The sequence below is a fragment of the Bacillus hominis genome (genome assembly GCF_018332515.1).
Classification (GTDB): Bacteria; Bacillota; Bacilli; order Bacillales; family Bacillaceae_G; genus Bacillus_A; species Bacillus_A hominis.
The window spans coordinates 17,679-30,263 of record NZ_BOQD01000120.1; the positions used below are offsets into that span (position 1 = coordinate 17,679).

The 12,585-nt window shown below is 35.0% G+C and carries 12 protein-coding genes; 9 read left to right on the top strand and 3 right to left on the bottom strand.

The genetic code is table 11. The features are described 5' to 3' along the window. Positions 1-121 precede the first annotated feature (121 nt). The gene (locus tag KI356_RS13450; protein ID WP_212935663.1) at positions 122-892 is read left to right on the top strand and encodes a TatD family hydrolase; all 771 of its coding nucleotides are present in this window, start codon (positions 122-124) and stop codon (positions 890-892) included. A 34-nt stretch (positions 893-926) separates the two neighbouring features. On the opposite strand, the gene KI356_RS13455 is transcribed toward KI356_RS13450, so the two are convergent. Continuing rightward, positions 927-2,576, bottom strand: coding sequence for a DUF2334 domain-containing protein (locus KI356_RS13455; RefSeq protein ID WP_128283240.1), 1,650 nt, complete (start codon positions 2,574-2,576; stop codon positions 927-929). 250 nt (positions 2,577-2,826) lie between these two features. On the opposite strand from KI356_RS13455, the gene KI356_RS13460 reads away from it, so the two are divergent. Then, positions 2,827-3,357 (top strand): transglycosylase SLT domain-containing protein, encoded by a 531-nt coding sequence (locus tag KI356_RS13460; protein WP_128283241.1) that lies wholly within the window; start codon positions 2,827-2,829, stop codon positions 3,355-3,357. A gap of 168 nt (positions 3,358-3,525) precedes the next feature. On the opposite strand, the gene KI356_RS13465 is transcribed toward KI356_RS13460, so the two are convergent. Further along, complete coding sequence (locus KI356_RS13465) at positions 3,526-4,320, bottom strand: DUF4931 domain-containing protein (protein WP_238486192.1); 795 nt, start codon at positions 4,318-4,320, stop codon at positions 3,526-3,528. Between the two features lie 135 nt (positions 4,321-4,455). Then, on the bottom strand, positions 4,456-4,584 hold the full coding sequence (locus KI356_RS13470) for a hypothetical protein (RefSeq protein WP_002175366.1): 129 nt from the start codon (positions 4,582-4,584) through the stop codon (positions 4,456-4,458). Between the two features lie 421 nt (positions 4,585-5,005). Here KI356_RS13470 and KI356_RS13475 point away from each other — a divergent pair, with 421 nt between their 5' ends. From KI356_RS13475 to KI356_RS13505, 7 genes are all read left to right on the top strand, one after another. After that, complete coding sequence (locus KI356_RS13475; protein WP_079999070.1) at positions 5,006-5,140, top strand: RAxF-45 family protein; 135 nt, start codon at positions 5,006-5,008, stop codon at positions 5,138-5,140. Positions 5,141-5,264: 124 nt separating this feature from the next. Then, entirely contained in the window at positions 5,265-7,145 is a 1,881-nt protein-coding gene (gene abc-f, locus KI356_RS13480) for a ribosomal protection-like ABC-F family protein (protein WP_212935665.1), read from the top strand. A 153-nt stretch (positions 7,146-7,298) separates the two neighbouring features. Continuing rightward, a complete protein-coding gene (locus tag KI356_RS13485) occupies positions 7,299-8,492 on the top strand; it encodes a sensor histidine kinase (protein WP_000902013.1) in 1,194 nt (397 codons plus the stop codon). Beyond that, complete coding sequence (locus KI356_RS13490; RefSeq protein ID WP_128283244.1) at positions 8,489-9,145, top strand: response regulator; 657 nt, start codon at positions 8,489-8,491, stop codon at positions 9,143-9,145. Before KI356_RS13485 ends, KI356_RS13490 begins: the two co-directional genes overlap by 4 nt. 138 nt (positions 9,146-9,283) lie before the next feature. Next, positions 9,284-10,216, top strand: coding sequence for an ABC transporter ATP-binding protein (locus KI356_RS13495; RefSeq protein WP_128283245.1), 933 nt, complete (start codon positions 9,284-9,286; stop codon positions 10,214-10,216). 15 nt (positions 10,217-10,231) lie between these two features. Further along, positions 10,232-11,428: an ABC transporter permease gene (locus KI356_RS13500; protein WP_212935666.1), complete on the top strand. Its 1,197-nt coding sequence runs from the start codon at positions 10,232-10,234 to the stop codon at positions 11,426-11,428. Between the two features lie 11 nt (positions 11,429-11,439). Continuing rightward, the gene (locus tag KI356_RS13505; RefSeq protein WP_128283247.1) at positions 11,440-12,585 is read left to right on the top strand and encodes an ABC transporter permease; all 1,146 of its coding nucleotides are present in this window, start codon (positions 11,440-11,442) and stop codon (positions 12,583-12,585) included.

Below are 12,585 nucleotides of genomic sequence, written 5' to 3' on the forward strand. Positions count from 1 at the left end.
TTTACTGTTGCCGTAGTATGTATTGGATTATTTGATATAATAACAAATTTAATTGTTAAATAATATAGATGATAAAACAAGAAGGGAGATCCTTTCTTGTTTTTTTTATGGGGGCATAAAGATGAAATGGATTGATAGCCATATACATGTTGATCAATATGAGGATGAAGAGAAAAGTAGATTACTTATAGATATGGAAAACAGTAAAGAGATACAAGGGCTTATTGCAGTATCTATGAATTATCAATCATGCCTAGAAACTTTATCTTTAGCAAAGCGATATCCTTTTATACATCCAGCAATAGGTTTTCATCCGGAGCAACCGATTCATAAAGAAGAATGTGAGCAAATTTATAAATTAATTGAAGATCATGTAGAGGAAATCGTTGCGATTGGTGAAGTGGGACTCCCATATTATTTAAGGACAGAAGATGAAGGTATTACTGTACATTCATACATAGCGGTATTGAAAAGATTTATAGAACTAGCTAGTGAGTATGATTTGCCGATTGTATTACACGCAGTGTATGAAGATGCTGACATCGTATGTGATTTACTTGAGGAATATAAAGTGTCACGTGCACACTTCCACTGGTTTAAAGGAAGTGAAGAGACAATGAAACGGATGATGAGAAACGGTTATTATATTTCTATCACGCCGGATGTTTTACATAAGGAGAAAATTAGAAAAATCGTTTCGTATTATCCACTTGAATATATGATGGTAGAAACAGATGGGCCATGGGAATTTCAGAAGGATACGATGACACATCCTTATATGATAAAAGATGTGTTACAAGAAATTAGTATACTAAAAAAAATATCAGTAGAGAAAGTTACTGAGCAAATATATGAGAATACGGTGCGATTTTATAAAGTTAGTGAATCATAATAAAAAACACCAAGCATCTCGCTTGGTGTTTTTATTATGATTCTAATTTTTTCGCACGTTTTAATAATAAAAGAAAGACAATTATAATGAACCCAATTATAAGGAAGAACCCATATTGTTTTATATAATCAATTATGTCATTCGCACTTGTTGGTTTTTCAACGTGAATGCCGTCTTTATTAGTAGTAATATGAATATCTTTCATTTTTACTTCATTCGTTTCTTTTTGTAAATCAATCCACTCTATGTTTGGAATACTTTCTAGTTCCTTTAATACTTCTTTTAATGGTTTAACGCCCAAGTAAGGATGATAAAATGCACCGATAATTCCATCGGATAATTTTTCGACAGATAAAGCACGTTCTTTCATTTTTGCTATAGCTTGTGGCTTATCTTCTTCAATAAAGCCAACAGTTTCAGGAATTAATTTCATCCCATGTAAAAATGACGGTGTACTTATATAAGCCGGTGAGTGCATTGATTTCCAAGTTGTATCGTTTAGTTGTAGTTGTCCTACATAAGTTGAAAAATATTGTGATAGTATTTCATATCCTTTTTGAGACATTGTATAGTGCGGAGCTTCAAAGGCAACTGGATATAATTTTGCTCCTACAAGCTCTGCAATCCCTTTTTCAATATGATCTTTAGTATATTTTTCTTCGAAGGCTTTTCCGTTTTCTACGTATTTATTATAGTCTTCTGTAGATTGGAAATCGTCTTTTGTTTTTGGTTTTTCATGGTTCGGTTGACGAATTGGTTGATCAGTTTTTACATCCCAAAATTCAAAACCTTCGCCAGTTTCACTATCATAAAATTGATGGGTGTAACCATGCATAACGATAGAGCCACCATTATCTTGCATAAAGCGTAAAACATCAATTAATTCAGAGTTATCCTTTAAATGTACTGTTTTCCCTGTGTTTGGATCTTTGTAAACAGGGATAACGGTAATCATATAAGGAAGCTTTTTCTCTTTTAGTAATTCAGCGATTTCCTTTAATTGCTTCACATCTACAGCTGGATGAACGTCTTCAAGACGTAAATAAGCTGAAGTTTTAGTTGTTTCAGGTTGTTGCCCGAAATAAGAAAATAGCATCTCACCGACGTAATGAGACATCCAATCAAAAAGATTTGGAGTTGCAACATAGTAGGATGTTCCTTGGTGAACGATTAACGGATGGTTTCCATCGGCACTCAAGGCGTAAGCAAGAGTTGTTCCTTTTGCTTCAATTTTCTTCATTAAGCGTTCTTCTTGTAATTCATTTTTTAATTTGTGTGTCGGATATTCTATAGTATGAGTTCGTATATCAGTTTCATCCGAGGTAATGAAAGAAAAACGATTAGATAATTGTTCAACATTTTGCCCTAAAACTAATACTGGACCTGAGAAGTTTTCTAGAAATTGTTTTGCTGCAATAGAAAAATCTTCTTTTTTCTCTCCGATATAAACAATATGTGTATAAGGGGATGATTCAGTACTTTCCTTTACTTCGTTCAAACTTTTTACTGTTATATCATTTGTAAAGTGTCCTAACTGAGTATTCAGGATTTGTACATTGTTTGTAATTTTGTTGTCTTCGGTACTATACAAAATAAGTACTTTTGGTTTTGATGATGTTTGCGCAGAGGTATGTATAGGAATGAGTAGTAAAATGCTGAAAAAGATTAGTAGAGTTCTTTTCATTTATTTATGCTCCTATTCTATATGTATATAATTCAATTTACAATTATATACAAAAAATAAATTATAGTCTATGGAAGTTACATTTTTGCACGTATTTACCAACTGTTTTTTCGCAAAATCGGTCTAAAGCATGATGATAATATGTATAGTTATTTGCTATGATTGAAGGGTAAGAGAATGATAGAGTGCAGGTAATTGTAAAGGGAAGGCTGAAAGGGGACAAATTTCAGCGGAGAAAGAGGTAGAGGTAGTGAAGAAATTCTTTGTAGGATTTTTAGTTGTTCTTGGAGTCTATTTATATTTCCAAGATAAGTCTGAAGGAATGGATAAACTAATGAATGAGACAAGCTATGTTGATTCAGAGGAAGCAAAACAAATGAAACAAATTATTATAGAGGAAGCAAAGAAAGTAAACCTTCCGGAATGGATACCTCTTACAATTGCTGAACATGAAAGTAGGTTAAATCCAAGAAGTGTTGGAGATAACGGAACTTCATTCGGATTGTTTCAATTGCACCGCGGTGGTGGGCTTGCACCAGATCATTTAACTGATGAAGAGTTGAAAGATCCGCGTACAAATGCGCAAATTGCAATGCCGCATTTAATGAAAGGATATAAGCGTGGGGTGCAAAAAGGTTTGACTGATTTTGCATTACTGAAATATATAGCGAATACATCTGGATGGCCCGGGAATTTAGGACCAGAGTGGACGGATAACAATATGAAGTATAACATCGGATTAGAGGATGTATACTATCGAAATAAAGGTGTGATAAAGTGAAACTTTAATCAGCGGGGGAGTTTGTTCATCCCCCGCTGATTATTAGCCTTCACCAATCGGGCTTTTACGGGCAGTTGATCTTCCACCTAACTTTCTCGGATTCATCGAGTTTTGAGGTGGGAGTTTTACTGCCCGTTAATGCGGGATTAAAGAGTAGGTTTTCTATACCTACTCTGTTTTTTTATGAATAATTTCATCCTTTTCTCTCGTGAAATACTGCGCTAGTTGTATTTTCACATCTTCTAGTTTTGTAGAAACTTGCGGTATTTTATATCCTACATACAACGGTGAAACTACAAACCTAGGAACAACTTTACAAATGATTTTTCCATTTAGGTGATAGAAGAATAAGTTATAACTACTACATCCCTTATGGAAATCTGTCAGTATGTAACGTACAGTTTGCTGAATGTAATTTGCCATTTCATCTATAAATGAAATATCTTCAATGATGATATTAAATTCAGTAAAGCCGATAATCGGGCGATCTGAAATATTGAGTTCAATGCGTTCGTTTTTTTGTACAATTACTCCTTGGAAATTTTCCTTTTCTACGTTTTCGAGATAGTCTACATATTTCATTCCGATAATTTGCATATGTGCATGATGCAAACTTCCGCCTGAAAATGGGCCGTGATTTTTATATAAGATAACAGATGTAAATTCATCACTTTTCTGTAAGTCTAACCAATGTTTAATGGAGAAACGAATTAGTAATCTCATATGTTCTTCTGTGTATGTTGCGATATGATCATCACAATTATCGGTTTCGATTAGCACAGTCTGAAATGTATCTTTTAATGTAGGGAATTTATTTTTCAACCAAATAATTGAGCCTTCGGTTGCTAAAATATCAGTTAAATTTTCTCTGTCGCAAAAAGGACAAGTAGCGCTTCGGTTACGAATACTCTCTGGTTTTTGTTTGCCAATATCATTCAAAAAATAAAGTTGTTGTGTATCCATTTCTCTATACCCCTTTAAAATGTGTGTAAAACTGCCGTCTAATACATTCGGGAAAGGGAAGAGGAAATCCTTTAAAGGAAACAGAGCAAAAAATAAAAGACAAGATATCCTCATTACAATAGGGTACCTTGTCTTTTATTTTTTCTTTAATAATGTGTATGGATAATATAGAGTATTTTCATTTTGTTTCTTTTTTCTATTTTTCATTGTGTATAAGGCAATTGCTGTACTTGCGATTACAATAATGGCTTTCTTCATATTCATATACCCCTTTTTATTGTTGGTTTAATTCTTGGCTAACTGCTTTTGCATCGATTAAAGCGTGTAAAACCATTTTTACCATGTTCATCATTATTCCTTCACTCCTTTTTATAATTCGTTTAGTTCTTTTACAACTGCTTGTCCGTTCACTAATACCTCGAAGATTGCTTTTACGATTTCTTTCATCATGATTGTTTCCTCCTTGTTTTTGTCTCTCTTGTTTATATCTTTATTGTATAGGGAGGCATCTTTTCGTACTATCGCTTTCCATTACGTGAACATAACAGTTTTGTAAGATTGGATGTCACTTATTGAAATGTTTAGTCTATCTTCATTATTTTCAGAAAAATGACTATTCAAACATGAAATGGGAAAGTATAATAAAGAAGTAAGTATTAAATTCCGTACGAAAGGGGTGAATGAGATGAAACGTTCTTTAGCTGCGCGTGCCAAATTTTTAGATTATATCTATTTTTGTCGTGCGATTTTTCATGATGTAGTTGTTAACGGGATACGTATGCCCTTTTTTAACAATTGCATAGTAGCTATTGAACGATAGAAGTCTCTTCACCCATTTTTGATAAACGTGTGAAAAGGGAGCTATTTGGCTTCCTTTTTCTATGCCAAAAACCATGGGGAATGTTTCTTTCCCATGGTTTTTTATATTGAAAGGAGTACGGAAAATGACAATTTGTAGTGTAAATAATGTAAAGAAATCTTTTGGTGGAAACATCATATTTGAAAATATATCGCTTGAAATAAAGAATGGAGAACGTATTGGATTAGTTGGTCGTAACGGTAGTGGGAAGACAACTATCTTTCAGCTTCTAACAGGAATGGAGAGTTTGGATGCAGGAGCCATTCATATGAAGAAAGGTACACGAATCGGTCATGTAGCACAAATTCCAAAATTCAATAATGAAATGAATGTATATGATGTATTAAGCTCCGCTTTTAAAAAGGAAAAAGAGTTGGAGATAGAAATGCATGCTTTAGAAAAAAATATGGCGGAAGAACAGGAATCATCTGCTTTACAAAAATTGATGGAGAGATACGGAGTAATTCAAGAAAGGTACGCGTTTCTCGGTGGTTATGAAATAGAAGCGAATATTATGAAGGTAGCAAATGGTCTACAGGTGACGGAACTATTTCCCCGATCATTTATGGAGTTAAGTGGCGGAGAACAAACAAAAGTAAGCCTTGCGTACATGCTATTACAGAAACCGGATTTACTTCTACTAGATGAACCAACAAATCATTTGGACTTATTTGCAGTCGAGTGGTTAGAGCAATTTCTAAAAGAATATACAGGAACAGTTATGGTCATCTCGCATGATCGCTATTTCCTTGATGAAGTTGTAACGAAAATTTTTGATTTAGAAGATGGAGAAATTCACGTGTATCATACGAACTATTCTCAGTTCGTTGAGGAAAAGGAAGAAAGGCTGCTTCAGGAGTTTCAGGCTTATCAAGAACAGCAGAAGAAAATAAAAAAAATGAAAGAAGCAATTAAGCGTCTACGTGAATGGGCAAATCAAGCGAATCCTCCGAATGAAGGATTGCATAAAAGAGCGAGAAATATGGAACGTGCGTTAGAACGTATAGAGAAGTTAAAGAGACCAATTTTAGAACGGAAACAGATGGGACTTCAGTTTGAGGGGCAAGAGAGAAGCGGAAAAGATGTTGTTGTAATGAAAGAAGTGAGTAAAGGGTTTGCTGACCGATCTTTATTCGAGAAAGTAAATTTGCATATTCGTTTTCAGGAGCGTGCAGCTATCGTTGGACGTAATGGTACAGGAAAGACTACGTTATTAAAATTACTACTAGAAGAAATGAAGCAAGATACTGGTGAAATTCGGATTGGTAGTAGTGTAAAAATCGGTTATTTATCGCAACATGCGTACGCAAATATGAAGAACAATGTATTGGAAGCTTTCAGAGATTGTGTAGCTGTAACAGAGGGAGAAGCAAGACATATATTAGCGCGATTTTTATTTTATGGTCCAGCTGTTTTTAAGAAAGTAACGCAACTTAGCGGTGGAGAAAAAATGAGGTTAAGACTCGCGCAACTTATGTATCAAGATGTTAACTTTCTTATTTTAGATGAACCGACGAATCATCTTGATATTGAATCAAGGGAAGTTTTAGAGGAAGCCCTTGAACAATATAACGGGACGATTTTAGCTGTTTCACATGATCGTTATTTCTTAAATAAGTTATTTGAAAAAACATATTGGATTGATGAGCACAAATTATTTGAGTTTGCAGGGAACTATGCATGGGCTCGTCAAAAGTGGGAAGAAAAGGTTGAGAAGCAAGTAATAAAACAGAAACGCCAAGGAAGAACAAGTATTGAAACAGCCCCTCTTAAAAAGAAAGAAGCTAGGAATTTAGAGGAAGTTGAAAACGAGTTAATGCATATAGAAGAAGATATATATGCACTCGAATGTAAAATGGAACATGTAGTTGATGTTGAAATGCTTGAACAATTGTATGAAGAAAAAAAGAAGAAAGAGTTGTTACGAGCGGAGCTATATAATGAGTTAGAGAATATTGTGGAGTAAAGAAAATAGAATGAAAAAGAGCAAGTTGTTTTCTCATATTTTGAGGGAGGGCTTGCTCTTTTTAGTATAATGAAAGTAGAAAAATTGGTATAATTTTCTTGTTACTGTGATAAGAGAATGAACTTTATGTTACTAAAACGTGAGGAGAATTTTATGTTAGGATATGCGCGGATTGCTACAATCGTCATGATTTGTTTAGTTTACGCAAATCATGTTTCACGTGAAACAGAAAATTTACAAATTTTTGTCGGTATTGCACTTTTTATTTATATTGTGAATCATATTTTGCTTGTAAAAGCAAAAGGGAGTAGGAAACTTGTTTTTTATACCTTGCTCACAAACGGTATTGTCACAGCGTTATTAGGGTTTTTATTTCCCGAGACATGTTTGTATTTAATTATATTTGGAATTGATGCGGTAGGATTATTTATTCATGATTGGCGTAAAAGGATGACTTATTTTTTTATCGCTTTTTTCTTTCTTTGTTGGTTTATAAATATACTACATACGTATCAACATACAGAGAGTCTGGAATTGGAGAGTAATGCAATTAACTTTATGTTTATCATTTTCAGTGCTTTAGCTGGAAACTTAATAAAAAAACTTACAGCTGCTCGGCAAATGGTAGATGAGCAATATGGGGAATTAGCATTATCTCATACAGCTTTAAAAGAAGCACATGAACAATTAAGGCTATATGCAAAAGAGGTAGAAGAATTGACAGCTGTTCGGGAGCGAAATGATATTGCCCGAGAAATTCATGATACTGTTGGTCATAATATGACGGCATTACTTGTTCAGTTACAACTGGCAGAGGTTTTATGGAAACAAAAATCGGATGCTACAGAAGAGGTTTTACATACATGCCATGGGTTAGCTAGAAAATCACTTCAAGAAGTGAGAGCTTCTGTGCATGCCTTAAAAGAGGAAAGTAAACTAGGGAACATAATAGAGAATATGCGTGAAATGTTACATGGATATTCTAAAGTGACGAAAGTGCAAGTATCTTTTCAATTACAAGGAGATCCAGTTTTGATTCCGTTGTCACTACAGCCTACGTTGCTTCGTATTATGCAAGAGTCTTTAACGAATGCAAAACGTCACGGAAAAGCTAGTTTATGTGAAGTAAGTTTAGTTTGTTCAGTGGAACAAGTTAAGTTATGTATTTTGGATAATGGTATGGGGGTCAATGAAGTAAGCCCTGGATTTGGCTTACTTAATATGAAAGAACGTGTAGAGGAGCATGGTGGAATCATTCAATTTGAGAGTGAAATAGAAAAAGGTTTTCGCCTAAAAATCGAATTTCCACTCAGAGAAAAAACATGGGTAATAGGGGGAGCGTTATGATTCGAATTATGATTGTTGATGATCAATCACTGATTCGTGATGGATTGGCAATGATATTAAATTTACGTCCGGAACTGGAAGTGGTAGGGACGGCTAGTGATGGGGATGAAGTCGTACAAAAGGTGAAACAATTACAGCCTGAAATTATTTTGATGGATATTCGGATGCCTCGTATGAATGGTGTTGAAGGAACTCGTTTAGTTAGAGAAAAGTTTCCTTATATAAAGGTTCTTATGTTAACAACTTTTAGTGATAGTGAGCTTATTTTTGAGGCATTAGAGCAAGGAGCGAGTGGTTATTTATTAAAAGACATGGAGACAGATGCCATTGTTCAAGCAATTTTAACGGTACATGGTGGAGGGGCTGTGCTTCCTCAAGATATAACAGCGCAAATTGTAAAGGAATTAAAAAAAACAAAAACAGTAGTAGAGCGTACCCCACCAGGACAACTAGAACAATTAACTGAGCGTGAAGTAGAGGTTTTAAGGGAAGTTGGACTTGGTTTAAATAATAAAGAGATTGCCAAAAAGCTATTCATTACAGAGGGAACTGTAAAGAATCACGTTTCTAATTTAATTAGTAAGCTAGAACTGAGAGATCGAACGCAAGCAGCGATATATGCAGTAAGGTATGGCGTCACGATGTACACATGACTTTTGGCATACATAAGTGTAAAAAAGCAGCAAAATTTGCTGCTTTTTTATTTTGTATTTCTATCTCAAGAGCGATGGAGAGAAGAAGGAAATTTTCTACAATGAAAGTGTAGATGAATACAAAGGGGCTGAATCAATATGTTAGTCATAGATCATATTACAAAATCATTTGGCAAGAAGGAAATTGTAAAGAGTGTTTCTTTTGAAGTGAAAAAAGGTGAAACATTTGGGTTGCTTGGTCCAAATGGGGCGGGGAAATCAACGACGATATCAATGATTTGCGGGCTAATTCCATACGATAGTGGTGATATAAAAGTAGGCGGAAAATCTGTAAAAGAGTATCCACTAGAAGCGAAAAAGAAAATCGGTATTGTCCCTCAAGACATTGCGCTGTATCCGACACTTTCAGCAAAGGAAAATTTAATCTTCTGGGGAAAGATGTATGGTTTAAATGGAAAGGTTGCAAAAGAGCGGGCAGAGAAAGTGTTGGCTTACGTCGGTTTACAGGACCGAGGGAAGGATAAAATTGAAACATTTTCAGGTGGAATGAAACGGCGTATTAATATTGGTGCAGCACTTATGCACGAACCAGAGTTATTAATTATGGATGAACCGACAGTCGGGATTGATCCGCAATCGAGAAACCATATTTTAGAGACTGTTAAAAAATTAAATGAAAAAGGCATGACGGTCATTTATACGAGTCATTACATGGAAGAAGTTGAGTATTTATGTGAGCGAATTGCTATCGTTGATCACGGAAAGGTAATTGCACTAGGAACGAAAAGAGAGTTATGTAATCGTCTGACCGATGGATTTATAGTGAAATTGCAATTAAATCGCTATAGTACGGAACTGCTACAAAAGTTGAAAGCACTACCTGTTGTTGAGCGTATTATTTTTGACGAAGATAATAGCACGATTGACATTGGATTAAATGGTGGCGAGGCAATTGGTACAGTTGTTTCAGTAGTTGTTGAGAACAACGCGCAAATTTTAAAGCTGGAAGTACAAGAACCGAATTTAGAAGCACTCTTTTTACAATTAACAGGACGTTCACTGCGTGATTAAGGAGGTTAGTGCGAGATGAAAAGTTTCATTATTGCATGGAAAGATTTAAAAATCCGTTTAATTGATCGCCGCGGATTTATGATGATGTTAATTATGCCGCTTTTATTAACAGCGATTTTAGGTTCAGCGTTAAGTAATGTATTTGATAGTGGTGGACTACCTAAAACAGTAATTGGCTATTATCAAGGGGGGACGGATGAGTTCGCAGATGTCTTTCGAAAAGAAGTATTGCAATCTAAAGAAATAAAAGATGACGTGAAAGTAAAGGTAGTTAACTCTCAGGAAGAGCTTGAAGATATGTTAAAGGAAAAGAAAATCGATGTAGGAATTGTCATCCCAAATAAATGGAGCGAACAAGTACAAGATGGAAAGTTAAAAGAACCAAAGGTGCTTATAGATCCATCAAAAGATATACAAGCGAAAATTGCTGAATCAATGATTCGTTCTTTTTCAGAACGTGTTCAAACAGTCGCAGTATCTACTAAAAGTGTTGTAACAGAATTAGTAAAATCCCAGCAGGGTGATGTGGCACAAGTTGCAAAAGATGTAAGTGGAAATCTACAGACGGTAGCAACTGCAAGTGCGAATCATATCGAAAAAGGAACAGTTGGTAAAAAAACAGTTGCAGCGATGCAATATTATGCAGCAGCGATGTTAGTCATGTTTTTACTATATAACATAACAGTAGGTGCGAAGTCAGTTGTAACAGAGCAACGAACCGAAACGTTGGCGCGGTTGTTCAGTACACCGACGAGTTCATTTTCGATTTTATTCGGGAAATTTTTAGGTACATTACTATTTGCTTGTATACAATTTGGAATGTTTATAGTTGCTTCACACTTTATGTTTCATGTGGAATGGGGCGAAGACGTGTCTCAAATAGTAGTGTTGGGGGTTTCGTATGCAATTTGTGTTTCTGGTTTATCCATGCTAATTGCAGCCTTTATTCGTGAGGAAAAAACAGCAGATTTAATGGGGGGAATCGGCATTCAAATATTAGCTATATTAGGTGGATCAATGTTACCGATTTACGTATTTCCCGATACGCTTCAAACAGTTGCGAATATTGTTCCAAATAAATGGGCACTTACAAGCTTCTTAAATATTATGTCGGGAACATCTTGGGATGTGCTACTCCCTATTATTTTAAGTTTATGTAGTGCAGGAATTATCTCCGTTATGATTGGAACGTTACGTTTACGTACGAGATAGGAGGGGAAATGATGAAGAAGGTTTGGGCACTTTGTTGGCTAGAATTAAAACAAATCTTAATTAAGCCACAAAGTTATATACTCATGTTTGGAATGCCTATTATTTTCACACTTATTTTCGGTGGGCTTTTAGGTGGAAGTGGGAATGAGAAAGTAAATGTTAGTTTAGTAGATAAAGATGGTTCTGTATTATCTAGCAAGTATTATGAGGAAATAAAGAAAAGTGATTTAATTTCTATAGAGAAGGTAACGTATGAGGAAGGGAAACAGAGGATCGAAAACAAGAAATCATCTGGTATAATCATCATTCCAAAAAATTTTCAAAAGAGTATGCTAGATAGAAAGATAGAAAATATTCAATTTCAAGCCAGTGCTGATTTCACTGGTGGAACTTCTGTAGAGCAAGTATTAGCAAGTGCATTAAAAAAGATGGAGATAGAAGTTAGTGCAGCAAGAGATTTTGAGAAGAAAAGTAACACTTCGTGGGAAACGATGTATGAAACAATTTATACAAAAGTAGAACCTGTTTCGATTCAAAAAGAATCGATTTTACATGATGATCAAAAGTTAAATAACGTTACAGGTCGAGCGGCAGGTTTTTCAATTTTATTCGTCATGATTGTCATGTTAAGTGCGACAGGAACTATTTTGAAAGCTAGACAACTTGGGGTTTGGTCTCGTTTATTAGAGGCACCAGTTTCAAAAGTTCAAATACTAGCAGGTTATATCCTTTCCTTCTTTTTAATAGGGTGGATTCAATTTGGTGTTTTAATGATATTAACGCATTCATTATTTGATGTGCAGTGGGGAAATTTATTAGGGGTTATTACACTCGTTTCAGTATTGTTATTAGCCGTCATTGGTCTAGCTTTATTATTGGCAAGTATAGTAAAAACAACAGAACAGCAGTCAGCATTAGGTAATATCGTTGTAATTTCAACATGTATGATTAGTGGTCTTTATTGGCCGATTGAAATTGAACCGGCATGGATGCAAACGGCAGCAAACTTTGTTCCACAAACTTGGGCGATGCGTGGCTTTACGGAGTTAATTGTAAGGGGAGGTACATTAGCAGATATAGGAGGATATATTGGTATACTCATTTTATTTGCAGGAGTATTTTTCGTAATTGGTTTAACAAGAATACGTTACGACTGA